Genomic DNA, 25,871 nt, shown 5'->3' on the forward strand with positions numbered 1-25,871 from the left:
GGGCTGCCCCTTCCGCAGGCGACGGGACCCCGCCCGCACCGGGCTGCCCCTTCCGCAGGCGACGGGAACCCCGCCCGCACGCGAGTGCGGTCGGACACTCGTGCCGGTCTCCCTGTCGTTGGACACATGCCTATAAATCCCGTAATGCCGCCTGATACCGGCCCGCGGTTGGCATCGCCCCACCTACCCCGGATGGGGACTCCGGGCACCCGGGGCGCAGGATGGTGCGACCATGGGACATGCGTCCCGACCACGGCAGTGAGGCGAGGGGATAGATGAGCGCAGAGTTCGGCCGCCGCCCGGGCCGGCAGGGCAGGATCTCCCAGTGGCTGCGCGGACGCCGTCCCGCCCGTCTCGAGGAGGACGCCGGCGACGGCGGCCGTGAGGCGATGCTGCTGGCTGCCGCCGCCGCGGGGCTGCCGCTCGCGCCCGCCGCACACCCCGTCGGCTACCGCTGCTCCTGCGACCGCATCGGCTGTCCCACGCCCGCCCGGCACCCCGTCTCCTTCGCCTGGCAGACCCAGTCCACGACGGACCGGGCACAGGTCGAGCGCTGGGTCCGGCACCAGCCCGAGGCGAACTTCATCACCGCGACCGGGATGGTGCACGACGTGCTGGACGTCCCGCGGGAGGCCGGCGAGGAGGCCCTCGAAGGGCTGCTCGCCGCCGGCGTGGAGGTGGGTCCCGTCGCCGCGACCGGTGACGGTCGCATGCTGTTCTTCACACTGACCCGCGGCACCCCCGAGGACGAGGACGAGTGGTGGCCGTGCGTCCTGGACTGCCGGCCGGAGACGATGGACGAGCATCCGGGCCTGCGCTGGCACTGTCGGGGCTCGTACGTCCTGCTGCCGCCCGCCCGGCTGCCCGGTGAGCTGTCGGTCGAGTGGGTGCGGGGGCCGGAGCACGCGCTGCCGGATCCGCTGAGCCTGCTGGAGCATCTGACGGACGCCTGCGCCCGCCATGTCGGGGACGCCGCCGAGGACCAGCTCGCGGGCTGGCCGCACGGGGGCTGAGCCCTCACTCGCCCTTCGCGCCCGTCAGCCCCTCCACTCGGCTGAGGAACTTCACCTGACCCTGCTTGGGATCCAGCACCGCCTGGTTGGAGACGAACTCCCGCGTGAGGGACTGCTTGATCTCCCCGGTCAGCAGGGCCTTGACGCCCGGGTCGGTGATGGTGATGTTCACGCCCTGCGCGGCCGTCTGCTTCTCGTAGCGGCGCGTGGCGAAGAACACCAGCGCGCCACCGTCGGTGGTGCGCAGCCCCAGCGGAGCGTAGGCGCCGCTGTCCGTCAGCGGCTGATCGAGATACTGCCGGGCCACCCCGGGCCGCTTCGCACTCGCCAGTCGGCTCGCCCGGAACTGCGAGGTGTGCGGGCCGGGCGCGAACACGTTCCCGCCGCTCTTCAGATACGACGCGTACGCCGCCCCGAGTCCGCTCGGCCGTACGGCGAGCGACGCGTCGTTCGCGGCGACGGACTCGGCCCAGCCGTCCTTGTCCTTCGCGAACGTCGGCACGTCGTCCGGCGCGAGGATGGTCAGATACGACACCGCCCACACCTTGTCCGGGTCGGTGCGGGTGAAGACCAGCAGCCAATGGGCGCTCGCGCTGCCCTTGTTGGCGTGGGTGTCGGCGACGAACCAGCGGGGCCAGCCCGCCTTCTTCGGGATCGTGAACGTGGCGTCGGTCAGCTGCAGCGGGACATGGCCGGGGTTGCCGTCCGGGTTGGTCTTGTGCCCCGCCTCCAGCTTGCCGCCGTCGATGTCGGCGAGGGCGCCGGTGACACGGCTCGCGTCCGCGGAGCGGTCGTAGGTCTTGTCCGCCTTGTTGTAGGCGGCGAGGAAGTCCTTGAGCGCGCGGGCCGCCTCGGGTCTGGTCGCCGACGGCACGACCTCGCGTTCGCCGTGGACGACGACGCAGCCGCTCGCCGTCATGCAGACGACGGCGGCCACCGCTGTCGCCAGGGCGAACCGGCTGCGACGGCGAGGCGTCCGAGGTCCGCCGCCACCAGGCGTCCGAAGGCTGCGACTACGAAGCGTCCGAGGGCTGCGATCCCCGCCGACCCCGCGATCCCTGCTCATGACTGGCCTTCACCTTCCCCTTCCCGGAGGCGAACCCTACCGGGACGGGGCGAGCGGTGGGCGGCCGGTTCCCCTGCCGCGTCCCGCCGACGGCGCCCGGCGCTCCGTCAGACCTTGTCCCGCACGGGGGGAGGCGTGGCCTGCTGCCTGCTCCCGCCCAGGACGAACCCGGCCGGGGAGAGGAAGATCGCGAGTGTGGGAACCAGATACAGGGCCCACACCGTGAGTTGGAGCACGGTCGGGTCGGGCTGGAAGTTGAACACGCCCTTCAGCAGTGTGCCGTACCAGCTGTCCGGCGGGATGACGCCGCTGATGTCGAAGGCGAGGTGCGTCAGCCCCGGGAGCCAGTCGGCCTCCTGCAGATCGTGGAAGCCGTAGGCGAGCACGCCCGCGGCGACCACGACCAGCATGCCGCCGGTCCAGGTGAAGAACTTGGCGAGGTTGATCTTCAGGGCGCCGCGGTAGAACAGCCAGCCCAGCAGGACCGCCGTGGCCAGGCCCAGGGCGACGCCGATGAGCGGACGCGGGGTGCCGTCGCTGGCCGCGTGCACCGACGCCCACACGAACAGCGCGGTCTCCAGGCCCTCCCGGCCGACGGCCAGGAACGCGGTGGCGACCAGCGCGCCCGTGCCCATGGCGAGGGCCGCGTCCAGCTTGCCGTGCAGCTCCGCCTTCAGATGCCGGGCGGTGCGCCGCATCCAGAAGACCATCCAGGTCACCAGGCCGACCGCGACGACCGACAGGGAGCCGCCGAGTGCCTCCTGCGCCTGGAACGTCAGCTCCTGGGAGCCGAATTCGAGGACACAGCCGAAGCCCAGCGCGATGGCGACCGCGATGGCGATGCCGATCCAGATCGGCTTCAGGGCTTCCCTGCGGCCGGTCTTGACCAGATAGGCGATCAGGATGCAGACGACGAGGCTGGCCTCCAGCCCTTCCCGCAGGCCGATCAGATAGTTGGAGAACACGGGCTACGCCTCCTCGGTCAGCAGGGTCCGGCCCCACCAGTCGTCCTTGTCGCGGACGCCCGGCGGGACCGCGAAGACGGCCGAACCCACGTGCTGGATGTACTCGTTGAGCGCGTCGGACGCCGACAGCCTGCGCTGGAGCGGGACGAACCCCTTGCGGGGGTCGCGCTGGTAGGCGAGGAAGAACAGGCCCGCGTCCAGGCGGCCCAGTCCGTCCGTGCCGTCGGTGAAGGAGTAGCCGCGGCGCAGGATCGTGATCCCGTTGTTGGACTCGGGGTGGGCGAGCCGCACATGTGCGTCGGGCTTCATCGCCTTCAGGAACGGCGCGTCGTGCTCCTTCGCCTTGCCGACGGGGGCGCCCTCGCCCTTGTCGCGGCCGAAGACGTCCTCCTGCTCCTGCAGCGAGGTGCGGTCCCAGGTCTCGATGTTCATACGGATGCGCCGGGCGACGAGATACGAACCGCCGGTCATCCAGGCCGAGTTCCGGTCGCCGTCGCCGTCCTGGACCCACACGAACTTCTTCAGCCGGTCCGTTTCCGTGCCCGCGATGTTGCGGGTGCCGTCCTTGAACCCCATGAGGTTGCGGGGGGTCTGGGCGTCCGGGGTGGTCGACGAGGTCTTGCCGAAGCCGAGCTGGGACCAGCGGATGGCGACCTTGCCGAAGCCGATGCGGGCCAGGTTGCGGATCGCGTGCACGGCGACCTGCGGGTCGTCCGCGCAGGCCTGGACGCACAGATCGCCGCCGGTGCGGGACCGGTCGAGGTTGTCGCCCGGGAACGGGGGCAGATCGACCAGCGCCTGAGGCCGTCTGTCCCGCAGCCCGAACTTCTCGAAGAGCGACGGCCCGAAGCCGATCGTCAGCGTCAGCCGCGACGGTTTGAGGCCCAGCGCCTCACCGGTGTCGTCCGGCGGGGCCTCGGCGAGTCCGCCGTAGGCGCCCTCACCGACCGTCCGGCCCGCGGTCATCCGCCGCGCCGCCTCCGTCCAGTCCTTCAGCAGCTGGACGAACTCGGCGCGGTCGTCGGTCTTCACGTCGAACGCGGCGAAGTGCAGCCGGTCCTGTACGGGGGTGGCGATGCCGGCCTGGTGGGCGCCGTGGAACTGCACCGCGGCGCCCGTCCCGGCGGCCACCGGAGCCACGTCGTCGCCCGCCTTGACCGCCGCCACCGCACCGCCGGCCGCGGCGGCACCGAGCGCGAGCCCGGCGCCGCCCCAACCGATCAGCGCCCGGCGGGAGGGGGAGGAAGTGCCCTGGATCTCGGTCATGCCCCTCTCCTACTTCACGACCGCGGCGGCGAGCTTGGACAGCGGCTCCGCGAGGGCGTTGACCGCGTCCGACAGCTCCTTGCGCTGGTCCTTGGCGACCTTGTCGTAGGAGACGAAGTCGTAGCCGTTCTTGTCGGTGCGGTACTTGTCGAGCAGCGTGTTCAGTGCGGTGAACTGCTTGTCGAGCTCGGTGGTGAGGGCGGAGTCGTTCTTCGACGCGACCGGCTTCAGCAGCTCGTACGCCTTCTGGGCGCCCTCGACATTGCCCTTGAAGTCGACCAGGTCGGTGTGCGAGTAGCGGTCCTCCTCACCGGTGACCTTGCCGGTGGCGACCTCGTCCAGCAGCTCCTTGGCGCCGTTGGCCATGGAGGTCGGGGTGATCGCGGCCTTGCCGACCCGCGTCTGCCAGTCCTTCAGGTCGGTCACCAGCTGGCCGGCGAGGGTCTTCTCCTCGGCGCCGATCTTCTTGTCCTGCCAGAGGGCCTTCTCCAGCCGGTGCCAGCCGGTCCACTTCTGGCCCTGCTCCAGGCCGTCGGCGCGCGTGTCGGTCTTGGGGTCGATGTCACCGAAGGACTCCGCGACCGGCTCGGTGCGCTCCCAGCCGATGCGCGAGGGCGCGTAGGCCTTCTTGGCGGCCTCGAGGTCGCCGGCCTTGATGGCCTTCGCGAAGGTCTCGGCGAGCGGCACGGTGGCGTCGGCCTGCTCCTGGGCGTACTCGCGGTAGTCGGCGACGGCCTTGTCCAGCTTCGGGTTGCGCTGGGCGGCCGAGCCGCCGGTGACGGTCAGCTTCTGCCGTACGCCGTGGCCCTTCATGCCCGGACGGCAGGCGATCTCGTACGAACCGGCCTTGACCTCGGCGGTCAGCGTGTACTTGGTGCCCGGGCCGATGTTCTCCTTCTCGGAGACGATCCGGTCGTCCGGGAACAGGATCTCGACCTCGGTGGCCTTCGATCCCTTGTTCTCGACCTTCAGCGTGACCTGGCCGGCCGGCACGGAGGCGACCGAGGTGTCGCACGTGGAGTCGGCGGCCGTCACCTGGATCGCGTCGCCGTCCTTGGCGTCGCTCTTGGCGGTGCAGGCCGAGACGGCGGTCAGGGCGGCCGCGGTGGCGACGGCGGTGACGACGGAGAGTCGGGCGGCTCGCATGCATGCTCCAAGGGGCGAACGACGGACACACCACACGGAGGGAGCCCGCGTGGTGTGGTGAGGCTTGCCTAAGTTACCCGAGCCTTACCTCGCTCATACCCCCGGGTCGTGATTCCGTTCCCACGGAAAGATCACGGATTACGGCTTGATCACGTCGCCTCAAGGCAGACCCCAAGGGGTAGTCAAGAGAAAGTCAAGTGACGGTGAGGGGTCCGGCACCCACGTCGGCGCTCCCGTCTGCCGATGTGATGTTTGAATGCCCGTGTGACTGACTACGACGTGCTCCGCGTCTTCTGCGGACCCGGCGGCGGCTACGGCAACGAACTCGGTGTCGTCCGCGACGGCTCGACGGTTCCCGAGCGCGGCGACCGCCAGGCGCTGGCCGGCAAGCTCGGCTTCAGCGAGACCGTGTTCGTCGACGACCCCGAGCGCGGCGTCATCGACATCTACACCCCCACGCTGCGGCTGCCGTTCGCCGGACACCCCTGCGTCGGCACGGCCTGGCTGCTCGACGTGCCCGAGATCGTCACCCCGGCCGGGGTGGTGGGGGCGCGCCTGGACGGCGAGTTCAGCTGGATCGAGGCCCTCCCGGAGTGGGCACCGCCGCGCACCCTGAAGCAGTACGCGACGGCCGCCGAGGTGGACGGGCTGGAGGTGCCCTCGCCGGGGGAGTGGATCTACGCCTGGGCGTGGGAGGACGAGGCGGCGGGCCGGATCCGGGCGCGCGGCTTCCCCGGCCGTGACGACGGCATCGACGAGGACGAGGCGACGGGCGCGGCGGCGCTGCTGCTGACCGCGCGACTGGGCCGCGCGCTGAACATCACCCAGGGGGCGGGCTCGCAGATCCTGACGGCGCCGCAGCCCGAGGGGTGGGTGGAGATCGGCGGACGGGTGTTCCTGGAGCGCTGACGCCGCTTCAGGCGCTCAGCGGGAACTCCTCGCCCAGGGCCTGGAGGACCGCCGTGTTCAGTGTGTACGCCCGCCGGCACTCGGCGACGACCCGCTGCTTCTCCATGTCGTCCGCCCGGATCCCGTCCAACAGTGCCCGGTACGTCTTCCTGAACGCCGCCGGGTTCGGGATCCCCTCGAACACATAGAACCGAACCCCATCGCCCTTCCGGGTGAATCCCCAGGTCCGCTCCGCCGTGTCGCGGATGATCTGGCCGCCCGCCAGGTCGCCGAGATAGCGGGTGTAGTGGTGGGCCACATAGCCGCCGGGCCACTTCTCGGCGCACTCCCGCACCCGGTCCGCGTACGTCCGGGTCGCGGGCAGGGGAGCGAGACCCGCGCGCCAGCCGGGGCCGCGCAGATGCGCGAGGTCCCGCTCCAGCTCGGCCAGCCGGAACAGTTCCGGCCGTACGAAGGGGCCCGCCACCGGGTCGCCCGCCAGCCGCCGGGCCCCGGCCTCCAGGGCCTCGTAGACGAACCACAGCTGCTCGGTGTAGCGCGCGTACGCCTCGACCTCGAAGCTGCCGCCGAGCAGTCCGGTGATGAAGGCCGAGCTGTTCGCCTCCCGGTGGTGGTCGTGCGACGCGGTGCGCAGAAGCGTCGAGAACTCCGTGCGGGACGGGTCCGGCGCGGTCATGGGGCCTCCTCGGTCTTACCGACAGGCTGTCGGTAAGACCGTACCCAGGATCCCCGGGCCTCTCCACATGACGGAGCCCGCTCCGTGGAGGGAGCGGGCTCCTGGCGCGGGTGGTGCGGGCGAGGCGCTTACGGCAGGGTCAGGACCTCCGCGCCCGTGTCCGTGACGACCAGCGTGTGCTCGAACTGGGCGGTGCGCTTGCGGTCCTTCGTCACCACCGTCCAGCCGTCGTCCCACATGTCGTACTCGTGGCTGCCGAGGGTGAGCATGGGCTCGATGGTGAAGGTCATGCCGGGCTGCATCACGGTGGTCGCGTGCGGGCTGTCGTAGTGCGGGATGATCAGGCCGGAGTGGAACGACGAGTTGATCCCGTGCCCGGTGAAGTCCCGCACCACTCCGTAGCCGAACCGCTTGGCGTACGACTCGATGACCCGGCCGATGACGTTGACCTGGCGGCCGGGCCGGACGGCCTTGATCGCGCGGTTGAGGGACTCCCGGGTGCGCTCGACCAGCAGCCGGGACTCCTCGTCCACGTCGCCGACCAGGTACGTGGCGTTGTTGTCGCCGTGCACGCCGCCGATGTACGCCGTCACGTCCAGATTGATGATGTCGCCGTCGCGCAGCACGGTGGAGTCCGGGATGCCGTGGCAGATGACCTCGTTGACCGAGGTGCACAGCGACTTGGGGAAGCCGCGGTAGCCGAGCGTCGACGGGTAGGCGCCGTGGTCGCACATGTAGGCGTGCGCGACCCGGTCCAGCTCGTCCGTGGTGACGCCCGGGGCGATCAGCTTCGCGGCCTCGGCCATCGCCTGGGCCGCGATCCGCCCGGCGATTCGCATCGCCTCGACGGTCTCGGGCGTCTGCACCTCGGGCCCGGTGTACGGGGTCGGCGCGGGCTTGCCGACGTATTCGGGGCGCCGGATGTTTCCGGGTACGGAACGGGTGGGAGACAGCTCTCCTGGTACGAGCAGCGACTGGCCAGACATGCCAGCGAGTCTATCCAGCGTGTGTACGGGAACATGGGCCCTGGGGAAAGGAGCTCCTGTCATGGCGCTGTTCAAGAAGCGGACGGCCGGGAAGCCGGGCGAGTGGTACTACTGCCTGGTCCACGGGAAGGTCGAGGAGGGCCCCGAGTGCCCGGCCAAGGACCGCTTCGGTCCGTACGCGTCCCGCGAGGAGGCGCAGCACGCGATGGACATCGCGCGCGAGCGCAACGAGGAGTGGGACACGGACCCCCGGTGGCACGACGCGACCGCGGGGGAGCGGGAGGAAGACTGAGCCGCCTGAGCGGTCCCGGACGGCTGGGCGGCCCGCCCGCCCGGCCTCAGACGGCCGCGCGCGTCCGCTGGGCCCTCAGCCGTACCGCGTGCTCGTTCGTCCGGGCGTCGTAGCGCATCAGACCGGGCAGGCACAGGGCCAGCAGGGCCACCGCACCGGTGCACAGCAGCCCGCCCGACCAGACCGAGGCGCGCACACCCCGCCACGCCGCCATGCCGCCCGAGCGGACCTGACCGAGCTGCGGGCCGACGGAGTACGACAGCAGCTCGATGCCGGCCAGGCGGCCGCGCAGCTCGTCCGGGATCGTCTGGTTCCACATCGCCCCCCGGAAGATGCCGCTGACCATGTCGAAGGCGCCGCCCAGGGTCAGCAGGAGCAGCACCAGCCAGACGTTCCCCGCGACACCCGCCGCCGCGACCGCCAGCCCCCAGGCGGCCGCCGAGAGGACCACCATCCGTCCGTGCCGGTGGATCCGCGAGGTCCATCCGCCGGTCAGCGACACGACCAGCGCACCGGCGGGAAAGGACGCGTACATCAGCCCCAGCGACCAGGGGGCGCGCAGTTCGTCGGCGAGGAACGGCAGCACCGCGAGCGGCATCGCGAAGAGCATCGCGGCGATGTCGACGACATACGTGCCCAGGAGTTCCTTGCGGCTCCACGCGTAGCGCGCGCCCTCCGCGACGGACCGCAGCGAGGGTTTCGCGGCCTCGTGCGAGGCGGGCGACGCCGCGAGCCCCAGGCACAGCACCACCGACACCACGAAGGTCACCAGGTCGGCGCCGTAGGCCGCGCCCAGCCCGGCGTACGCCACGACCACGCCCGCCACCGCCGGGCCCGCGACGCCGCCGACCGTCCAGCGCAGCGAGTTGAGCGAGGCGGCGGCCGGAAGGTGGTCGTGCGCGACGATCCGCGGGACGAGGGAGTCCAGCGCGGGACGCTGGAGCGCGTCGAGGGCCGAGGACAGGGCCGCGACGGCGTACAGGGGCCAGACGGCGGGCCGGGGCAGCAGCGCGTTCAGCAGCAGCACGGCGGACAGCAGCCCCAGCCCGGCCTCCGTGGACAGGATCAGCTTCCGCTTGTCGTACGCGTCCGCGAGCGCGCCGCCGTACAGACCGAAGACGATCAGCGGCAGGACTTCGACGGCACCGATCGCGCCCACGGCCGCCGCCGAACCGGTGAGGTCCTTCAGCTGCACGGGGAGCGCGACGAAGGTGAGGAAGGTGCCGAAGTTGGTGATCACCCCGGCCAGCCAGAGCCGGCGGAAGTCCGCCGACGCGTGCCAGGGCGCGAGGTCGGGGAGCAGGGCGCGCAACCGGAAGCCGCCGGTGGGGGAGGCGTCGGCGGGCTCGTCCGAGCATGCCGGGGCCGGTGAGAGGGGCGCGGAGGGTGCGGGGGCGTCGTCGGTCACGACGGGCCATGCTCAGCCGACTCCGGCGCTCCGGGCAACAGGTTTTCCGGTCCTCACCAGCGCGACGGCGGAGGCGACGTCAGCAGATCGGCCAGGCGCGACAGCCGGTCCCGGAAGCGACGGTGTGCCCGCGGGGCCGGCAGCACGTTCTCCCCGGCCGCCGCGCTCACCAGATGCTGCACCGTGTCCAGATCCAGGTCCGTGTCCGCCGGCACCGTCAGCGCCTCGTGCGCCAGGGCCACGAGGTCGCGGTCCCCGGACTCCAGCGCCAGCACCGTCGCCCCGGCCCGGCGCGCGTCATGGACCCGTTCCAGCAGCCCGGCCCCCGGCGCGGCGGGCGACACCACCAGCAGCGTCTCCCCGCGCCGCGCCGCCGACAGCCGTCCGAGCCCCACCGCCAGATGCGCCGGGTCCGAGGTCCGCGCCGCATGCCGCACCAGCGTCGGGGACAGCTCCGGCGTGCCCGACCAGGCCGCCTCGTCCACCAGGTGCGCGGCCAGGTGCCAGGGCTCGTACTCCTCGGTGCCGACCAGCAGCAGCCCGCCCCCGTGCGACACCACGGAACCGCGCAGGGTCCCCGCGAACCGCCGCGTGGCACCCGGCCACTCGGTCCCGGCGAGCACTTCCCGCAGCAACGCGACCCGTACGGCGTCCATGCGACGGCATCCTGCCGCAACCGGTCACTCGTGACCCGGAGTTCACCCCGAATTCGCCCGACCCGGGCATGGAGCCGAATTACGGTTCACGACCGTCGCGCCACGCTCCACCGCCGCTTTGTCCGAGGAGCCGCATGACCGAGAAGAGCGCAGCCGCAGCCGAGAGGGCGCAGTCCGCCGGGTCCACCGGGACTGCCGAGCCCCTCGAGTCCTCCGAGCCCATGGAGTCCCCTGCGCCCCTCGCCGGATCCGTTCCCTTCCGGGCGGGCCGTGAGGGATACGTCAGTTACCGGATCCCCGCCGTCGTCGCGACCCGGGCCGGCACGCTTCTCGCCTTCTGCGAAGGGCGGGTGACCTCCGCCGCCGACCACGGGCACATCGACATCGTGCTCAAGCGGTCCACGGACGGCGGCCGCACCTGGGGCCCGCTCCAGGCCGTCGCCCGAAACGGGACCGGGCTGGCCGGCAACCCCGCGCCGGTCGTCCTGGACACCGGCCGCATCCTGCTCGTCCATGTCCGCGCGGCGGCCGGCGCGACGGAGGACGCCATCCTGCGCGGGAAGGTCAAGCCCGCCGACGGGCGCCGTGTCTGGGTGCAGCACAGCGACGACGACGGACTGAGCTGGTCCGGCCTCAAAGAGATCACCGGGCAGGTGAAGAAGCAGGACTGGCGCTGGTACGCCACCACCCCCGGCCACGCCCTCCAGCTCACCTCGGGCCGCGTGCTCGTCCCCGGCAATCACACCCTGGCGCCCACCGGCGGCGACGCGGGTGCCGAAGCCAGGTACAACAGCGGCCACTGCCTGCTCAGCGACGACCGCGGCGAGAGCTGGTACCTCGGCTACCTCGACGAGAACACGAACGGCTACATCAACGTCAACGAGACCACGGCGGCCGAACTCCCCGACGGCCGCGTCTACCTCAACACCCGCAACGACTCCCCGTCCCCCGGCAACCGTGCCGACGCCCACTCCACCGACGGCGGCCGCACCCTCGGCAGGCCCTTCCGCCCGCAGGCGGGTCTGGTCGCGCCCGTCTGCCAGGCCAGCGTTCTGCAACTGCGCGACCCGGACCTGCTGTTGTTCTCCGGCCCCGCGGACCCCGCCTTCCGCGCCCTGATGGCCGTCCGCGTCTCCGCCGACGCCGGGACCACCTGGCGGGCCGCGTACACCGTCGACGGACTGCCCGCCGCGTACTCCGACCTGGTCCGTGTCGACGACGCGACCGTCGGTCTGCTCTACGAGACCGGCGACTTCGGCGCCTACGAGACGATCACCTTCCGCCGGATCCCCGTGGCGGCTCTCACCTGAGCGGCGGACGGGACCGCGGCGCACGTAGAGTCGGCCCATGACCTCTAGCGACAGTGCACCCAAGGCCCCCGCCAAGGACCCCTGGGACCTCCCCGATGTCTCCGGGCTCGTCGTCGGCGTACTCGGCGGGACCGGGCCGCAGGGCAAGGGCCTCGCCTACCGGCTCGCCAGGGCCGGCCAGAAGGTGATCATCGGCTCCCGCGCCACGGAACGCGCCGAGGCCGCGGCCGGACAGCTCGGCCACGGCATCGAGGGCGCCGACAACGCCGAGACCGCACGCCGCAGCGACCTCGTGATCGTCGCCGTGCCGTGGGAGGGCCACGGCACGCTCCTCGCGTCCCTGCGCGAGGAACTGGCCGGCAAGCTCGTCGTCGACTGCGTCAACCCGCTCGGCTTCGACAAGAAGGGCGCGTTCGCGCTCAAGCCCGAGGAGGGCAGTGCCGCCGAGCAGGCCGCGGCGCTGCTGCCGGACTCGCGTGTCGCCGCCGCTTTCCACCATCTGTCCGCCGTCCTCCTGGAGGACCCGGACATCGAGCGGATCGACACCGACGTCATGGTCCTCGGCGAGGAGCGCGCCGATGTCGAGATCGTGCAGGCGCTGGCCGGCCGCATCCCCGGCATGCGCGGCATCTTCTCCGGACGGCTGCGCAACGCCCACCAGGTCGAGGCGCTCACGGCGAACCTGATCTCCGTCAACCGGCGGTACAAGGCGCACGCCGGGCTGAGGGTGACCGACGTCTAGCGGGCCCTGGGGCATGGGGGACACTGGACGCCGTACCACCGCGTACGACCACACACCGTCCGTCCGTCAGGAGCCGCCTCCATGCCCCGCCTAGCCTTCTACGCCCTCGCCGTGTGCGTCCTGTCCGCCGTCGCGGCCGTCGTCTCCTTCGTCCAGGGCAGCTGGCTGGGAATCGTCTGGGTGTTGCTCGCCGGTGTGTCGTCCAACATGACCTGGTACTACGTGCGCCGGGGCCGCAGCGGAGGCCGTTCGGTCACGGGCTGACGCAGCCGTCGGGAACGGGCTTCCAGAAGCGGTACAGCTCCCAGCCGCAGGCGCTGTGCAGGTTGTCGATGCCCAGCGCGTTCAGGACCGAGTTGATCGCGTCGAAGAACGCGCCACCCACCGACGGGATCCCCAGGATCGCGAACACGGCGAGCAGACCGAACGGCGCGAAGGGCTCCACCTGCCGCTTGATGTCGTACGGCAGCCAGGGCTCGATCACCCCGTAGCCGTCCAGGCCCGGCACCGGCAGGAAGTTCAGGATCGCGGCCGTCACCTGGAGCAGGGCCAGCAGGGCCAGCGCGAACTGGAACTCGGCGGGCACCCCGTCCAGCGCATGCAGCCAGAACGGGGCCGTGCACACCACCGCGAACAGGACGTTGGTCAGCGGGCCCGCCGCCGAGATCAGACTCTGCCGCCAGCGGCCCCGGATCCGGCCCCGCTCGATGAAGACCGCGCCGCCCGGCAGCCCGATCCCGCCCATGATCAGGAAGACCACCGGCAGTGCGACGCTCAGCAGCGCGTGGGTGTACTTCAGCGGGTTGAGTGTGAGATAGCCCTTCGCGCCGACCGAGATGTCGCCGCCGTGCAGGGCGGTGCGCGCGTGTGCGTACTCGTGCAGACACAGCGAGACGATCCAGGCGGCCGTCACGAACAGGAACACGGCGACACCCGGCCGCGCGGCGAAGCCGCTCCAGGTGGCCCAGCCGGTGACCGCCGTCACGGCCAGCAGCCCCACGAAGACGGGGCTGATCCTCCGGTCGCTGCGCCGGGTGGCGGCGGTGGTCATGTGGCTCCCTGGACTCGAGAAGGGTACGGACGGCCCGACCGTACCCGCCACGCCGGGAAAACGTCTCGCCCTGCGGTCCGAGTTCCGCAAAGGTGGGGGCGTGGGGATGTGGCAGGTGTTCTACGCGGACTGGCAGATGGAGTGCTGCGGCACGCCGTTCTCCGTGGGGGAGGAGGTGAGCTGGCCGTTGCTGCTCATGGACGCCGAGGACGTGCTCGGCGGCGGCTGGGAGGAGCCGCTCGGCACCCTGGCCGCGCCGGTGGCGGAGGCGCGCGAGGCGGCAGGCGCGCTCCGGCTGGTGCGGGCGGTGGACGGGCTGGTCGCCGCGGTGCCCGGGGACACCGCGGAGGCGGACGGCCGCCGGCGCGGCCTGCTCTGTGTCGAGCGTCACAGCGACCGCTGGGCCGAGACCACCGGCCGTGTGCGCGCCGTCCGGCTGGTGCACCAGACCTGGGTCCCGGTCTCGCCCGGCTCGCGCACGTATGTGCCCGTGCCCGGCGGACGCTCGCTGGAGGACGTGTACCGCTGTCCGCGCTGGTTCGGCGAGGGGCGGTCGGGCGCCCTCGTCGACCTCGACGTGTACGGCGCCGCCCCGCCGGGACCGTGACCGGCCCGCCCGCGCTCCCGACCTCTCTCCCGCCCTCGTCCCGGCTCCCGGCCTCGCCGGGGCCGGGGAGCCCCCGGGCCGGGCGGTCCGCTTTTCGCTGCCACCGGAGACAATGAACCCCGTGCGCTATCGCATTCTCGGCACCACCCAGGCACTCCGCACCGACGGCACGCCCGTCCCGGTCGGCGGAGCCAGGCTGCGTGCCCTGCTGACCGTGCTCGCGCTGAGGGCCGGCCGGCCGGTCCCCGTCGCCCTGCTCGTCGACGAGGTGTGGGACGGCGACCCGCCCGCCGACGCCACCGGTGCCCTCCAGGCACTGGTCGGGCGGCTGCGCCGGACGCTCGGGCCGGCCGCGGTGGAGTCGGCGGACGGCAGCTACCGGCTGGCGGCGGCCCCGGACGACGTCGATCTGCACCGCTTCGAGCGGCTCACCGGTGAGGGGCTGCGCGCGCTGGCCGACGGCGACCCCGGGAAGGCGGCGGTCGTGCTCGACGACGCCCTCGCCCTCTGGCACGGGCCCGCCCTGGCCGACCTCCCGGACCGGGCGGTCGAGGTGTCCCGCTGGGAGACCCGCCGCCTCGACGCGCGGCGCGCGCGCCTCGCCGCGGCCCTCGCCCTCGGCGACGGGGAGCAGTACCTGCCCGAGCTGACCGCCCTGTGCGACCTTCACCCGCTCGACGAGTCCCTTCAGGCGCTGCGGCTGCGCGCGCTGCGCGACGCGGGCCGTCCGGCGCAGGCACTGGCCGCCTACGACGCCGTACGACGGCTGCTGGCGGACCGCCTCGGGTCCGACCCGGGGCCCGAACTGCGGGAGCTGCACGGGGAACTGCTGCGCGGACAGGTGCCGCACACCCCGGCACCCGGACGGCCCGCCGCCCCGCACGCAGACGTGCCGGGGACCGCCGTCGCGCCCTCCGGTGACGAGAGCCTCGCCGTGGCGCCCCGTCCCGGCAACCTCCGGGCCCGGCTCACCTCCTTCGTCGGGCGGGACACCGACATGGAGACCCTGCGCGCTGACCTCGCGGCCGCGCGGCTCGTCACCCTGCTCGGACCCGGCGGAGCCGGGAAGACACGGCTGTCGCAGGAGGCCGCCGAGGCCGTGGCGCAGGAGACACCGGACGGGGTGTGGCTGGCCGAGCTGGCACCCGTCGACGACCCGGAGGCGGTGCCCGAGGCCGTGCTGACCGCCGTCGGGGCGCGTGAGACCGTGCTGCGCGGCGCGGGCGCCGAGGAGATGCGCGCCGTCACCGACCGGCACGACGACCCGGTCCAGCGGCTCGCCGAGCACTGCGCGCGCCGCCGGATGCTGCTCATCCTCGACAACTGCGAACACGTCGTGGACTCCGCCGCCCGCCTCGTCGAGCACCTCCTCCAGCACTGCCCCGGGCTGACGGTCCTCGCCACCAGCCGCGAACCCCTCGGCGTACCGGGGGAGTTGCTGCGCCCCGTCGAGCCGCTGCCGCAGCCGCACGCGCTGAAGCTGCTCGCCGACCGCGGCGCCGCCGCCCGTCCCGGCTTCCGGGTCGACGCCGACGAGGACACCGCCGCTGCCGCCGCGGAGATCTGCCGCCGACTGGACGGACTGCCGCTCGCCATCGAACTGGCGGCGGCCCGGCTGCGGATGCTGTCGCCGCGCCAGATCGCCGACCGGCTCGACGACCGCTTCCGGCTGCTCACCTCCGGCAGCCGTACCCTGCTGCCCCGGCAGCAGACCCTGCGGGCCGTGGTCGACTGGTCCTGGGACCTCCTCGACGCGGACGAGCGCGCGGTGCTGTGCCGGCTGTCCGTCTTCGCCGGCGGCTGCGACCTCACCGCCGCCGAGGCCGTGTGCGGCCCCGTCGCACTGGAGGTGCTGGGCTCGCTCGTCGACAAGTCCCTCGTGGTGGCGGCCCCTTCGGGCGAGGGGGAGATGCGCTACCGGCTGCTGGAGACCGTCGCCGAGTACGCGGGCGAACAGCTCGACGAGTCGGGTGACCGGCCCGCCGCCGAGCGCGCCCACCTCACGTACTACCGCGAACTGGCCCGCACCACGGACCCGTTGCTGCGCTCGTCCGCCCAGCGCACGGCGATCGAACGGTTCCAGGTCGAGTACGAGAACCTGCGCACCGCCCTGCGCCGTGCCGTCGCCGACCGCGACGAGCAGGAGGCGCTGTGCCTGCTGCACTCCCTGGCCTGGTACTGGCAGATCCGCGATCAGCGCGTCGAGGCCCGGACCTGGTCCACCGCGGTCATCGCGCTCGGCCCCGATCCCTTCACGGTGCCCGTCCGGCCGGTGCCGGACCTCCCCGAGAGTTGCACCGACGCCCCGCCGCCGATGCGCCCGGAGATCCTCCAGGAGGCCCGCCGCGGCGCCCATCTCGTCCATTTCGCCACGGACGTGGAGTTCCAGTCGTGGGACACCTTCGAGGGGAAGGAGAAGCTGCGCGTCGTCTGCGAGACCTACCGCCCCGGTCAGCCCCAGACCTGCCGGTTCCCCGGCTTCCTGTGGTTCTACGCCGTCGTGCTCAGCGGTGACCTCGACCGTATGCGCGAGCTCCTCGACGAGTCCGTCCGCACCTGCCGCGAGCTGGGCTACCCCTGGGAGCTGGCCCAGGTCCTGCAGTTGCGCGCCAACATCCTCGCCAACCGCACTCACTGGGCGGGGGACGCGACCCGGGACGCGGACGAGGCGCTGGAGATCTTTCTCCGGCTCGGGGACGCCTGGGGCGCGGCCGAGGCCCTGTCCGCCCGCGGGGAGGCCCGCGAACGGCGTGGCGACTACCTGCCCGCCGCCGACGACTACCGGGCCGCCCGGGTGTACGCCGAGCGACTCGGCGCCCATTCCCAGGCGTCCGTGCTCGACGCCCGTCTCGGCGGTGTGCTGCTGGAAGCCGGGCAGGGCGAGCCGGGGGAGCGGCTGCTGCGCCAGGTCATCGAGGAAGTCCGCGACACGACGAACGACGCCAATCCGTTCGCACGGCTGTCCCTGGCGATGTGGTTCAGCCGCACCGGACGGGTGCCCGAGGCACGTGAGCAGGCGCGCCTGCTGCGCAGCGAGTTCAGAGCCCTCGCCTTCCCGGTCTTCGAGGGCATCGTGCTCGGTCTGGAGGCCTGGCTGCACGTGCTGGAGGAGCGGTACCCCGAGGGCCTGGCCACGGTGCGGCGGGCGCTCGAGCGGGCCGGGGACCGGATGGCGATGGTGGTCGCGCCGCATCAGATCTCGATTCACCTGACGACCGCCGCGATGGCGCTCGCGGGTGCGGACGGCGGGAGCCGTGCCCGGGACGGGGCGGTCTGCCTGGGGGCCGCCGACGCTCTGCTGCCGCCCGGCCACTTCCCGGGAACGGCGGAGCGCGAGGCCCGCGCCCGAGCGGAGGCGGACGTGCGGGCCGTGCTGGGCGACGCGGAGTACGAGGCGGCGTACGCCGAGGGCGGCAGCCTCTCCGTGGAGGAGGCCACCGCCCTCGTCTGACGCGGACCGGTGTACTGCGGGGCAGGTCGGTTCCTGGCCGTGAACTTCAGCTCTTGGTCGTGAACTTGCGGATGGCGATGGGGGCCATCACCAGCGTGAGCACGGCCGACCAGCCCAGGGTCATCAGCACGTCGTGGGTGACCGGCTCAGGCCCGTTCATCAGGCCGCGGGCCGCGTCCGCGAGCGACGACAGCGGGTTGTAGTCGGTGAAGGCCTGGAGCCAGCCCGGCATGGTCTTGGTCGGGGCGAAGATCGACGAACCGAACTGCAGCGGCATCAGCACGAGAAACCCCATTCCCTGGACGGCCTGGGCGCTCTTCATCACCACGCCCAGGGTCAGAAAGATCCACATGACTCCGAAGCCGAAGACCATCGACAGACCGATGGCGGCGAACAGGCCGGGTACGTTCGACACCGACAGCCCGAGCAGGAAGCCCACCACGAGCAGGACCGCCGTGGCGACCAGCATCCGCCCGATCTCCACGGTGATCTTGGCGATCAGGACGGAACCCCGGCTGATGGGCAGGGACCGGAAGCGGTCCATCACGCCCTTCTGGAAGTCCTCGTTGAATCCGGTGCCGACGCCCTGGGCGATGTTCATGCCCATCATCGCCATCAGTCCGGGGACCACGTAGTTCACATACGCGTGCCGGTTGCCGGACCCGGCGATCGCGCCGCCGAAGACGAACACGAACAGCAGGCAGAAGACGATAGGGAACAGGATCGCGTCGAACATCGACTCGGGGTCCTGGCGGATCCACAGCAGATTGCGGCGGACCAGGGCGCCGATGTGGCGCAGATTGCCACGCAGCCCGATGCGGCCGTCGGCGACCGGTGCGGGGGGTGCGGTGACGGTGGCCGTGCTCATGCGGCGACCTCTTCTCGGGCGGGGGACGCGTCCTGCGGGGCACTGGCCTTGTGGCCGGTGAGGGACAGGAACACCTCGTCCAGGCTGGGCAGTTCGGTGGCGATGCCGGCAAGTGTGATGCCGCGGGCGGTGAGCGCGCCGACCACCGCGGTCAGCTGCTCGTCGCTGAGGATCGGTACGAGCACGGTGCCGCTCTCGGTGTCCACGGTCGCCTTGCCGGGACCGGTGAGACCGAACTCGTCGAGCGCGGTGGCCGTGGGGCGCAGCTCCAGCGGGTCCGCCGGGCGGACGCGCAGCGTACGGCCGCCGACCTTGGCCTTCAGGTCGTCGATACGGCCGCCGGCGATGACCTTGCCGCGGTCGATGACGGTCAGTTCGGAGGCGAGCTGCTCGGCCTCCTCCATGTACTGGGTGGTGAGCAGCACGGTCGCGCCCTCCGTGACCATGCGCTTGACCTCGGTCCACACCTCGTTCCGGGTGCGGGGGTCGAGACCCGTGGTGGGCTCGTCCAGGTACAGGACGGCCGGGTGCCCGATCATCGAGGCGGCGAGGTCCAGCCGTCGCCGCATGCCGCCGGAGTAGGTGCGCACCGGGCGCTTGGCGGCCTCGGTGAGCGAGAACCGCTCCAGGAGTCCGTCGGCCCGGGCCCGCGCCTCCTTGCGGGGCAGGTCGAGGAGCCGGCCGATCATGTACAGGTTCTCGAAGCCGGAGAGCTTCTCGTCGACCGAGGCGTACTGGCCGGTGAGGCCGATCACGCGCCGGGTCTGGCGGGGCTGGCGGACGACGTCGTAGCCGGCGACCACGGCGTGGCCGGCGTCGGGGGTGATGAGGGTGGACAGGCAGCGGACCAGGGTGGTCTTGCCGGCGCCGTTCGGCCCGAGCACGCCGAGGACGGTGCCCTCGCGCACGTCGAGGTCGACGCCGTCCAGCGCCCGGGTCTCGCCGTAGTGCTTGACCAGCCCCCGTACGGTGACGGCCGCGTCCGGGGCGGCGTCGATGGGGTTCTTGTCGATTCGCGTCATGCCGACCAAGGTGTCAGCCGCCACCGACAAACCGCCTACAGGCCGCCGACAGCAGCGCCTACGGCCGCCGACAGATCGCCTACCGGGTCACCTTCGGTCGCCGGCGCTTCCCCGGCGACCACCGCGACCGGCAATCGAGGAACCACGACGGCGATCAACCGGATCCGCGAGAACGGCGCCGGTTCAGGCGCACAACGCGACAGCCCGCCGACGGGGGAAGATCGGCGGGCTGTCGGGGCGCCCCGTCAGGGAGGCGCCGGGAACTGCGTGGCCGGCCTGAAACGGCCCGCAGTGGGTCGGTCAGTGCACCCGGCGGCCGCTCAGTGCACCGAGTGCTCCTCGAGCGGGAACGTTCCGCCCACGACGTCCTCGGCGAACGCCTTCGCCGCGTCGCCCATGACCTGGCGCAGATCGGCGTACTTCTTCACGAACTTCGGCACCCGGCCGCCGGTCAGACCCAGCATGTCGGTCCACACCAGCACCTGCGCGTCCGTCTCCGCACCGGCCCCGATGCCGACGGTCGGGATGTGCAGTGCCCGCGTCACCTCGCCCGCGAGCTCCGCCGGCACGAGCTCCAGGACCACCGCGAACGCGCCTGCGTCCTGCACCGCCTTGGCGTCCCGCATCAGCTGCGCGGCGGCCTCCTCGCCGCGGCCCTGCACCCGGTAGCCCATCGCGTTGACGGACTGCGGGGTCAGGCCGATGTGCGCCATGACCGGGATGCCGGACTGCACCAGCAGCTCGATCTGGCCGTGCGACCGCTCGCCGCCCTCCAGCTTGACCGCGCCGACCCCGGCCTCCTTCACCAGACGGGTGGCCGAGCGCAGCGCCTGCACCGGGCCCTCCTGGTAGGAGCCGAAGGGCAGGTCGCCGACGATCAGGGCGCGCCGGGTGCCCCGTACGACCGCGGCGGAGAGCATGGTCATCTCGTCGAGGGTGACGGGTACGGTCGTCTCGTACCCGAGGTGGCAGTTGCCCGCCGAGTCGCCGACGAGCATCACCGGGATGCCGGCCTCGTCGAACACGGACGCGGTCATCGCGTCGTAGGCGGTGAGCATGGGCCACTTCTCGCCGCGCTCCTTGGCGGCGGAGATGTCGCGGACGGTGATGCGGCGGGTGCTCTTTCCCCCGTACAGCGCCTTGCTGCTGTCGGAGGGCTTGAGCACACCGGGTGCGGGCTGCTCCTGGGCAGCGGGAAGCTGCGTCATCGCAACGGCTCCTTCGGTCATCTCGAGGCACCCTGACGGCGTCCCCGGATCACCCCCATGGTGGCACCTCGTGCCACGCGCGGCTAGTGGGGGTATGCGCCACGCGGTACCCCGCGACAGCGGACCCGCGAACGTGGCACGCTCGCCCCGTTCCCCGTTTCAATCGCAGGGAACTCAAGGTCTTGTAAAGGATTTAGATACGAGACCGTTCCGTTTCATAAATGCCCTACGCTCATGCCCATGACTACTCCCACTGCCTCTGTCGAACGGCGGGTGCCGGAGGCGGTGCATCGGCGCCGATGGGCCATCCTCGGCGTACTGATGCTCAGCCTGCTGATCGTGGTGCTCGACAACTCGATCCTGAACGTCGCCATCAAGACGATCTCCACCCCGGCGCCGACCGGTCTCGGCGCCACCCAGAGCGAGCTGGAGTGGGCCATCAACGCCTACACCCTCGTGTTCGCCGGGTTGCTGTTCACCGCGGGCCTCCTCGGCGACCGCCTGGGCCGCAAGAAGACGCTGCTGGCCGGTCTCGCCGTGTTCGGCGCGGGCTCGGCCCTCGCGGCCGAGTCGGGTTCCCCGGCCCAGCTCATCGCGTTCCGCGCGCTCATGGGCCTCGGCGCGGCCTTCGTGATGCCCGCGACGCTCGCGGTCCTCATGAACGTCTTCGAGCGCGACGAGCAGCCGAAGGCCATCGGTATATGGGCCGGCGGCGTCGGCCTCGCGATCGCGATAGGCCCGATCACCGGCGGTGTGCTTCTCGCGCACTTCTGGTGGGGCTCGGTCTTCCTGATCAACGTGCCGATCGTGGTCCTCGCGCTGGGCCTGATGATCTGGCTGGTCCCCGACTCCCGCGACCCCCGCCCCGGCCGGGTCGACATCGTCGGCGTGGTCCTGTCGGTCGTGGGCCTGGTCCTGCTCGTCTACGGCATCATCAAGGGCGGCCAGCTCGCCGACTTCGGTGACGCCAAGGTGCTGGCGACGATCGCCGCCGGCCTCGCCGTCCTCGCGCTCTTCGTGGTGTACGAGAAGCGCAGCGATCATCCGTCCATCGATGTCACCTACTTCCGGAACAAGGTCTTCTCCGCCGCCATCGCCGCGATCGCGCTCGTCTTCTTCGCGCTGATGGGTGTGACCTTCTTCTCCGTCTTCTACACCCAGAGCGTCCGGGGCTACTCGGCGCTGCAGACGGGTCTGCTGATGCTGCCGCTGGCCGCCGCGCAGATGATCTTCGCGCCGCGCGCCCGGCTGCTGGTGGACCGGTTCGGCAACCGGGCCACGACCACCGCCGGCATGATCGTCATCGCCGCGATGCTCGCCGCGTTCGCCACCCTGAAGGCGGACACGCCCATCTGGATCCTGGAAGTCGTCTTCTTCCTCATGGGCACCGGCATGGCCCACATCATGACCCCGACCAGCGTCGTCATCATGCAGGCGCTGCCGCGCGAGAAGGCGGGCTCCGCGTCCGCGCTGAGCAACACCTTCCGCCAGGTCGGCGGTGCGCTCGGCATCGCCGTGCTCGGTTCCGTGCTGTCGACGACGTACCGCAACAGCATCGAGGACAAGCTCTCCCTTCTCCCGGCGGGCATCCGGCACACCGCCGGCGAGTCGATCGAGGCGACGCTCGGCGTGGCCGCCAAGCTCGGCCCGAACGGCAAGGCCCTCGTCACCCCGGCCAACGACGCCTTCCTGCACGCGATGCATGTGACGGCGCTGTGGGGATCGGGCGTGGCGGTGATCGGCGCGATCGTGGTGGCGCTGTTCCTGCCCGGGAAGGCGCCCGTGGCACAGCGCGGCAAGGAGGAGGAGCAACTGGTCGCCGCGGACCACTGACGACCACTGACGGCACGTCATCGACCGGGCACCGGCAGGGTGCCGGTGCCCGGCACGGCGCGCACCGGGGAGAATGATCCCCAGCGAGCAAGGACGGAGTGCAATGTGAGCCTCGCCGGCAGCCGGCCCCACCGAGACCTCCCCGCACGCGGGCGCCCCCGCAGCGAGGCCGTCGAACGGGCCATCATCGAGGGTGTGATGAAGCTCATCGAGGAGGGAGTGCCCCTCGCGGACCTCTCCATAGAGCGCATCGCCCGCACCGCCGGCGTGGGCAAGGCCACGATCTACCGCCGGTGGGACAACAAGGAGGACCTCTTCGTCGACGTGCTGCGCGCCGCCGAGCCCGAGGGGCCCGAACTGCCCGGCACGTCCCTGCGTGAGGACCTCGTCGTGCTGCTGGAGTCGCTGCGGCAGCGCGGCGTGGCCACCCGCTCCTCGGCGATCCTGCGCAACGTGTACGCCCAGATAAAGAGCAGCCCCAAGATCTGGGCCGCCTACCACTCCACCGTCGTCGCCCCCCGCCGCCGGCTCGGGCTGGAAGTCCTGCGCCGCGCACAGGAGAACGGCGAACTGCGCGGGGACGTGGACATCGAGCTGATGAACGACATCCTCGTCGGTCCCCTGCTGGTGCGTTCCATGCTGCGTCCCGACGCAGAGCTGGAGCAGGGCCTCGCCGAGCAGGTCGTCGACACGGTCCTCGAAGGACTACGGCCCGTCAGTTCCCAGTAGCCGGGCCAGTGCCGGGACGCCAGCCGGTATGTGCAGGTTTTGTCACAGAAGGCCCTTCTGGTGCCCGCGGCCGGAACTCCCGCGGCCGCCCTGCCCGTCCTCGTCCGCGAACGGCCGTCATGGGACGGCGGGAACCGAGCCGATCATCCCCTAGGGTCATATCCGGGGGACGACGGTGTGCACGGCAGGGTGTGAGGCGACATATGGCGCAGGCGTACATGACGGAGACGGGTGGCGGCGGCACGGATCCCCACCGCCCAGGATCCCGGCTCCGGCGCCTGCGACAGAGTCTGCGCGACCGCGGCATCTGGCGCCGCGGCCTCGTGCCGGCCGCTCTCGCCGTCCTGCTCGCGCTGGTGATGCTGCTGCACGCACGGATCCCCAACGACATCGGCAACCTCGGCAGTCTCACCGAGACGTTTCTGCCCTGGCTCGGTGTCGTGGGCGTCCCGCTGCTGCTGATCCTCGCGCTGGTGCGCAAGTCGGCGACCGCGCTGATCGCCGTGCTGCTGCCCGCCGTGGTCTGGCTGAACCTCTTCGGCGGGCTGCTCGGCGACAAGACCGGCACCGGCGGCGACCTGACCGTCGCCACCCACAACGTGAACGCCGAGAACCCCGACCCCGCCGGCACCGCCCGCGCGGTCGCCGCCTCCGGTGCGGACGTGCTGGCGCTGGAGGAGCTGAAGGCCTCCGCGGTCCCGGTCTACGAGCAGGCGCTGGCGTCGACGTACAACTACCACTCGGTGCAGGGCACGGTCGGCCTGTGGAGCAAGTACCCGCTCGTCCATGTGAGGCCCGTGGACATCAAACTGGGCTGGACCCGTGCGATGCGGGCCACCGTCGAGTCGCCCGCGGGTGAGGTCGCCGTCTACGTCGCCCATATGCCCTCGGTGCGGGTCAAGCTGGCGGCCGGGTTCACCGCGCGCCAGCGCGACACCAGCGCGGACGCGCTCGGCGAGGCCATCGCCGACGAGAGCCTGAGCCGGGTGATCCTCCTCGGTGACCTCAACGGCACCATGAACGACCGCGCCCTGAACGCCGTCACCTCGCAGATGCGCTCCACCCAGGGCGCGGTGGGCAGCGGCTTCGGGTTCAGTTGGCCGGCGTCGTTCCCGATGGCGCGGATCGACCAGATCATGGTCCGGGGCCTGGATCCGGTCAGCTCGTGGACCCTGCCGCGCACAGGGAGCGACCACCTTCCGATCGCGGCCCGTGTGAAGCTCCACGGGGAGTCCTGAGCCGCCGGGGGCCTGGGCTGTCGGGAGCGGAGTCCTGCGCCGTCGTGAGCGGAGTCCCGAGCCGTCGGGAGCGGGGTCCGGGGCCGTTGCGCGTGGAGCCATGGCCACCGGAATACCGGGCGTGAGACCCTTTGTTCCGTAGGTGAACTTACGAACCGTATCCGGCACGGAACTCCGCTCTGAAAGGTCCCTCATGCCCCTGGCCCTGCTCGCCCTCGCCGTGGGCGCCTTCGGCATCGGCACCACCGAGTTCGTGATGATGGGCCTGCTGCCCAATGTCGCGAACGACCTGCACATATCCATCCCCGCCGCCGGGCATCTGGTCTCGGCCTACGCGCTGGGCGTGGTGATCGGCGCGCCACTGCTCGCCGCGGTCACCGCCCGGCTCGCCCGCCGCACGGTCCTCATCGGCCTGATGGCCCTGTTCGTCGTGGGCAACGCGCTCTCGGCCCTCGCGCCCGGCTACGACGCGCTGCTCGCCGCCCGCTTCCTGAGCGGACTGCCGCACGGCGCCTTCTTCGGCGTCGGCGCGGTCGTAGCGACCGGCCTGGTCGCCCCCGAGCGCAAGGCCCGTTCGGTGTCGCTGATGTTCATGGGCCTCACCGTCGCCAACATCGCCGGTGTCCCCGTCGCCACTCTGATGGGCCAGCACCTGGGGTGGCGGGCCACGTTCCTCGGAGTCAGCGTGATCGGCGTGGCGGCGATCGTGTCGCTCGCCCTGCTGATCCCGCGCGACCACACCCACGGCCCGGCCGGCGGCCTGCGGGGCGAACTCGCCGCGCTGCGCTCCCTGCCGGTCTGGCTGGCGCTGGGCACGACGGTGGCGGGCTTCGGCGCGCTGTTCGCGGCGTACAGCTACATCACACCGATGCTGACGGACGCGGCGGGCTACGCGGACGGCAGCGTGACCCTGTTGCTGGCTCTGTTCGGCGTGGGCGCGACGATCGGCAACCTGGTGGGCGGCCGGCTCGCGGACCACTCGCTGCGCGGCACCCTCTTCGGCGGCCTGCTCGCGCTGGCGCTGGTGCTGGGGGTGTTCCCGCTGCTCATGCACGCCGAGTGGAGCGCGGCGGTGGCCGTGGGGCTGCTCGGTACGGCCGCGTTCGTCACCGGCTCCCCGCTCCAGCTGATGGTGATGGAGAAGGCGTCCGCCGCCCCCTCCCTCGCCTCCTCGGCCAACCAGGCGGCCTTCAACCTGGCCAACGCGGGCGGTGCCTGGATCGGCGGCCTCGCCCTGGCCGCGGGCCTCGGTGCCACCTCCCCGGCGCTCGCGGGCGCGGCCCTGGCGGTGCTGGGCCTCGCGGTGGCGGGGGTCGCCTACGCGGTGGACCGCCGCCGGAGCGCTCCGGCGACCGCGCGGGAACGCCTGGTGGCGACGCACGTACCGGAGCACCCGCAGAGCGTGCGCGGCTGACGGACCAGGCGGCAC

At 72.0% G+C, this 25,871-nt stretch carries 24 protein-coding genes; 12 read left to right on the forward strand and 12 right to left on the reverse strand.

From position 1 onward, the window contains the following. Positions 1–275 precede the first annotated feature (275 nt). Positions 276–1,013, forward strand: a complete 738-nt coding sequence (locus tag ACFY2Z_RS00505) for a bifunctional DNA primase/polymerase (protein ID WP_390741972.1) — start codon at positions 276–278, stop codon at positions 1,011–1,013. A gap of 4 nt (positions 1,014–1,017) precedes the next feature. Here ACFY2Z_RS00505 and ACFY2Z_RS00510 read toward each other — a convergent pair whose 3' ends face one another. The 4 genes from ACFY2Z_RS00510 to efeO form a co-directional block, all read right to left on the reverse strand. Further along, positions 1,018–1,932, reverse strand: a complete 915-nt coding sequence (locus tag ACFY2Z_RS00510) for a hypothetical protein (RefSeq protein WP_390741973.1) — start codon at positions 1,930–1,932, stop codon at positions 1,018–1,020. 254 nt (positions 1,933–2,186) lie between these two features. Further along, positions 2,187–3,044: an iron uptake transporter permease EfeU gene (gene efeU / locus ACFY2Z_RS00515; RefSeq protein WP_390741974.1), complete on the reverse strand. Its 858-nt coding sequence runs from the start codon at positions 3,042–3,044 to the stop codon at positions 2,187–2,189. A gap of 3 nt (positions 3,045–3,047) precedes the next feature. Continuing rightward, complete coding sequence (efeB, locus tag ACFY2Z_RS00520) at positions 3,048–4,310, reverse strand: iron uptake transporter deferrochelatase/peroxidase subunit (protein ID WP_390741975.1); 1,263 nt, start codon at positions 4,308–4,310, stop codon at positions 3,048–3,050. 9 nt (positions 4,311–4,319) lie between these two features. Next, on the reverse strand, positions 4,320–5,456 hold the full coding sequence (gene efeO, locus ACFY2Z_RS00525) for an iron uptake system protein EfeO (protein ID WP_390741976.1): 1,137 nt from the start codon (positions 5,454–5,456) through the stop codon (positions 4,320–4,322). Between the two features lie 264 nt (positions 5,457–5,720). Between efeO and ACFY2Z_RS00530 the strand changes: the two genes are divergently transcribed. Continuing rightward, positions 5,721–6,365: a PhzF family phenazine biosynthesis protein gene (locus ACFY2Z_RS00530; RefSeq protein WP_390741977.1), complete on the forward strand. Its 645-nt coding sequence runs from the start codon at positions 5,721–5,723 to the stop codon at positions 6,363–6,365. 7 nt (positions 6,366–6,372) lie between these two features. On the opposite strand, the gene ACFY2Z_RS00535 is transcribed toward ACFY2Z_RS00530, so the two are convergent. Further along, complete coding sequence (locus ACFY2Z_RS00535; protein WP_390741978.1) at positions 6,373–7,041, reverse strand: heme oxygenase (biliverdin-producing); 669 nt, start codon at positions 7,039–7,041, stop codon at positions 6,373–6,375. A gap of 128 nt (positions 7,042–7,169) precedes the next feature. Beyond that, entirely contained in the window at positions 7,170–8,027 is an 858-nt protein-coding gene (map, locus tag ACFY2Z_RS00540) for a type I methionyl aminopeptidase (RefSeq protein WP_390741979.1), read from the reverse strand. 61 nt (positions 8,028–8,088) lie between these two features. Here map and ACFY2Z_RS00545 point away from each other — a divergent pair, with 61 nt between their 5' ends. Continuing rightward, positions 8,089–8,319, forward strand: coding sequence for a hypothetical protein (locus tag ACFY2Z_RS00545; RefSeq protein ID WP_311690558.1), 231 nt, complete (start codon positions 8,089–8,091; stop codon positions 8,317–8,319). Between the two features lie 46 nt (positions 8,320–8,365). On the opposite strand, the gene ACFY2Z_RS00550 is transcribed toward ACFY2Z_RS00545, so the two are convergent. After that, positions 8,366–9,727, reverse strand: coding sequence for an MFS transporter (locus ACFY2Z_RS00550; RefSeq protein WP_390741980.1), 1,362 nt, complete (start codon positions 9,725–9,727; stop codon positions 8,366–8,368). A 53-nt stretch (positions 9,728–9,780) separates the two neighbouring features. Further along, positions 9,781–10,383, reverse strand: coding sequence for a hypothetical protein (locus tag ACFY2Z_RS00555; RefSeq protein ID WP_390741981.1), 603 nt, complete (start codon positions 10,381–10,383; stop codon positions 9,781–9,783). 221 nt (positions 10,384–10,604) lie between these two features. Here ACFY2Z_RS00555 and ACFY2Z_RS00560 point away from each other — a divergent pair, with 221 nt between their 5' ends. From ACFY2Z_RS00560 to ACFY2Z_RS00570, 3 genes are all read left to right on the forward strand, one after another. After that, entirely contained in the window at positions 10,605–11,693 is a 1,089-nt protein-coding gene (locus tag ACFY2Z_RS00560; protein WP_390742409.1) for an exo-alpha-sialidase, read from the forward strand. A gap of 37 nt (positions 11,694–11,730) precedes the next feature. After that, positions 11,731–12,435: an NADPH-dependent F420 reductase gene (gene npdG / locus ACFY2Z_RS00565; protein WP_311690562.1), complete on the forward strand. Its 705-nt coding sequence runs from the start codon at positions 11,731–11,733 to the stop codon at positions 12,433–12,435. An 81-nt stretch (positions 12,436–12,516) separates the two neighbouring features. Next, positions 12,517–12,699 (forward strand): hypothetical protein, encoded by a 183-nt coding sequence (locus tag ACFY2Z_RS00570; protein WP_390741982.1) that lies wholly within the window; start codon positions 12,517–12,519, stop codon positions 12,697–12,699. On the opposite strand, the gene ACFY2Z_RS00575 is transcribed toward ACFY2Z_RS00570, so the two are convergent. Then, a complete protein-coding gene (locus tag ACFY2Z_RS00575; RefSeq protein ID WP_390741983.1) occupies positions 12,689–13,486 on the reverse strand; it encodes a site-2 protease family protein in 798 nt (265 codons plus the stop codon). The two genes, ACFY2Z_RS00570 and ACFY2Z_RS00575, sit on opposite strands and share 11 nt — an antisense overlap. 106 nt (positions 13,487–13,592) lie before the next feature. On the opposite strand from ACFY2Z_RS00575, the gene ACFY2Z_RS00580 reads away from it, so the two are divergent. Together ACFY2Z_RS00580 and ACFY2Z_RS00585 are read left to right on the forward strand one after the other, a co-directional pair. Then, the gene (locus tag ACFY2Z_RS00580) at positions 13,593–14,093 is read left to right on the forward strand and encodes a DUF6578 domain-containing protein (protein ID WP_390742410.1); all 501 of its coding nucleotides are present in this window, start codon (positions 13,593–13,595) and stop codon (positions 14,091–14,093) included. Positions 14,094–14,205: 112 nt separating this feature from the next. Further along, entirely contained in the window at positions 14,206–17,544 is a 3,339-nt protein-coding gene (locus ACFY2Z_RS00585) for a BTAD domain-containing putative transcriptional regulator (protein WP_390741984.1), read from the forward strand. A 46-nt stretch (positions 17,545–17,590) separates the two neighbouring features. Here ACFY2Z_RS00585 and ACFY2Z_RS00590 read toward each other — a convergent pair whose 3' ends face one another. The 3 genes from ACFY2Z_RS00590 to panB form a co-directional block, all read right to left on the reverse strand. Further along, positions 17,591–18,412 carry an ABC transporter permease gene (locus tag ACFY2Z_RS00590; RefSeq protein ID WP_390741985.1) on the reverse strand — a complete coding sequence of 274 codons (822 nt, stop codon included), beginning with the start codon at positions 18,410–18,412 and terminating at the stop codon, positions 17,591–17,593. Next, positions 18,409–19,434 carry an ATP-binding cassette domain-containing protein gene (locus ACFY2Z_RS00595; RefSeq protein WP_390741986.1) on the reverse strand — a complete coding sequence of 342 codons (1,026 nt, stop codon included), beginning with the start codon at positions 19,432–19,434 and terminating at the stop codon, positions 18,409–18,411. The genes ACFY2Z_RS00590 and ACFY2Z_RS00595 overlap by 4 nt, the downstream gene beginning before the upstream one ends. Before the next feature lie 320 nt (positions 19,435–19,754). Beyond that, positions 19,755–20,642: a 3-methyl-2-oxobutanoate hydroxymethyltransferase gene (gene panB / locus ACFY2Z_RS00600; protein WP_390741987.1), complete on the reverse strand. Its 888-nt coding sequence runs from the start codon at positions 20,640–20,642 to the stop codon at positions 19,755–19,757. 240 nt (positions 20,643–20,882) lie between these two features. Here panB and ACFY2Z_RS00605 point away from each other — a divergent pair, with 240 nt between their 5' ends. From ACFY2Z_RS00605 to ACFY2Z_RS00620, 4 genes are all read left to right on the forward strand, one after another. Next, complete coding sequence (locus tag ACFY2Z_RS00605; protein ID WP_390741988.1) at positions 20,883–22,475, forward strand: MFS transporter; 1,593 nt, start codon at positions 20,883–20,885, stop codon at positions 22,473–22,475. A gap of 105 nt (positions 22,476–22,580) precedes the next feature. Further along, on the forward strand, positions 22,581–23,204 hold the full coding sequence (locus ACFY2Z_RS00610; RefSeq protein WP_390741989.1) for a TetR/AcrR family transcriptional regulator: 624 nt from the start codon (positions 22,581–22,583) through the stop codon (positions 23,202–23,204). A gap of 218 nt (positions 23,205–23,422) precedes the next feature. After that, positions 23,423–24,442 (forward strand): endonuclease/exonuclease/phosphatase family protein, encoded by a 1,020-nt coding sequence (locus tag ACFY2Z_RS00615; protein ID WP_390742411.1) that lies wholly within the window; start codon positions 23,423–23,425, stop codon positions 24,440–24,442. A 193-nt stretch (positions 24,443–24,635) separates the two neighbouring features. Next, positions 24,636–25,856 carry an MFS transporter gene (locus ACFY2Z_RS00620; RefSeq protein WP_390741990.1) on the forward strand — a complete coding sequence of 407 codons (1,221 nt, stop codon included), beginning with the start codon at positions 24,636–24,638 and terminating at the stop codon, positions 25,854–25,856. Positions 25,857–25,871 lie beyond the last annotated feature (15 nt).

Origin of the sequence: Streptomyces sp. NPDC001222, from assembly GCF_042896945.1 — a bacterium.
GTDB lineage: Bacteria > Actinomycetota > Actinomycetes > Streptomycetales > Streptomycetaceae > Streptomyces > Streptomyces gibsoniae.

What these genes read in the sequence shown, in the direction of transcription:
- ACFY2Z_RS00615 (WP_390742411.1), top strand. Translation starts at nt 23,423, where the DNA reads ATGACGGAGACGGGTGGCGGCGGCACGGATCCCCACCGCCCAGGATCC.
- panB (WP_390741987.1), bottom strand. Translation starts at nt 20,642, where the DNA reads ATGACGCAGCTTCCCGCTGCCCAGGAGCAGCCCGCACCCGGTGTGCTC.
- ACFY2Z_RS00585 (WP_390741984.1), top strand. Translation starts at nt 14,206, where the DNA reads ATGAACCCCGTGCGCTATCGCATTCTCGGCACCACCCAGGCACTCCGC.
- efeO (WP_390741976.1), bottom strand. Translation starts at nt 5,456, where the DNA reads ATGCGAGCCGCCCGACTCTCCGTCGTCACCGCCGTCGCCACCGCGGCC.
- ACFY2Z_RS00545 (WP_311690558.1), top strand. Translation starts at nt 8,089, where the DNA reads ATGGCGCTGTTCAAGAAGCGGACGGCCGGGAAGCCGGGCGAGTGGTAC.
- ACFY2Z_RS00575 (WP_390741983.1), bottom strand. Translation starts at nt 13,486, where the DNA reads ATGACCACCGCCGCCACCCGGCGCAGCGACCGGAGGATCAGCCCCGTC.
- ACFY2Z_RS00510 (WP_390741973.1), bottom strand. Translation starts at nt 1,932, where the DNA reads ATGACGGCGAGCGGCTGCGTCGTCGTCCACGGCGAACGCGAGGTCGTG.
- ACFY2Z_RS00555 (WP_390741981.1), bottom strand. Translation starts at nt 10,383, where the DNA reads ATGGACGCCGTACGGGTCGCGTTGCTGCGGGAAGTGCTCGCCGGGACC.
- efeB (WP_390741975.1), bottom strand. Translation starts at nt 4,310, where the DNA reads ATGACCGAGATCCAGGGCACTTCCTCCCCCTCCCGCCGGGCGCTGATC.
- ACFY2Z_RS00605 (WP_390741988.1), top strand. Translation starts at nt 20,883, where the DNA reads ATGACTACTCCCACTGCCTCTGTCGAACGGCGGGTGCCGGAGGCGGTG.
- ACFY2Z_RS00590 (WP_390741985.1), bottom strand. Translation starts at nt 18,412, where the DNA reads ATGAGCACGGCCACCGTCACCGCACCCCCCGCACCGGTCGCCGACGGC.
- ACFY2Z_RS00570 (WP_390741982.1), top strand. Translation starts at nt 12,517, where the DNA reads ATGCCCCGCCTAGCCTTCTACGCCCTCGCCGTGTGCGTCCTGTCCGCC.
- ACFY2Z_RS00560 (WP_390742409.1), top strand. Translation starts at nt 10,605, where the DNA reads ATGGAGTCCCCTGCGCCCCTCGCCGGATCCGTTCCCTTCCGGGCGGGC.
- ACFY2Z_RS00595 (WP_390741986.1), bottom strand. Translation starts at nt 19,434, where the DNA reads ATGACGCGAATCGACAAGAACCCCATCGACGCCGCCCCGGACGCGGCC.
- ACFY2Z_RS00535 (WP_390741978.1), bottom strand. Translation starts at nt 7,041, where the DNA reads ATGACCGCGCCGGACCCGTCCCGCACGGAGTTCTCGACGCTTCTGCGC.
- map (WP_390741979.1), bottom strand. Translation starts at nt 8,027, where the DNA reads ATGTCTGGCCAGTCGCTGCTCGTACCAGGAGAGCTGTCTCCCACCCGT.
- ACFY2Z_RS00505 (WP_390741972.1), top strand. Translation starts at nt 276, where the DNA reads ATGAGCGCAGAGTTCGGCCGCCGCCCGGGCCGGCAGGGCAGGATCTCC.
- npdG (WP_311690562.1), top strand. Translation starts at nt 11,731, where the DNA reads ATGACCTCTAGCGACAGTGCACCCAAGGCCCCCGCCAAGGACCCCTGG.
- ACFY2Z_RS00580 (WP_390742410.1), top strand. Translation starts at nt 13,593, where the DNA reads ATGTGGCAGGTGTTCTACGCGGACTGGCAGATGGAGTGCTGCGGCACG.
- ACFY2Z_RS00620 (WP_390741990.1), top strand. Translation starts at nt 24,636, where the DNA reads ATGCCCCTGGCCCTGCTCGCCCTCGCCGTGGGCGCCTTCGGCATCGGC.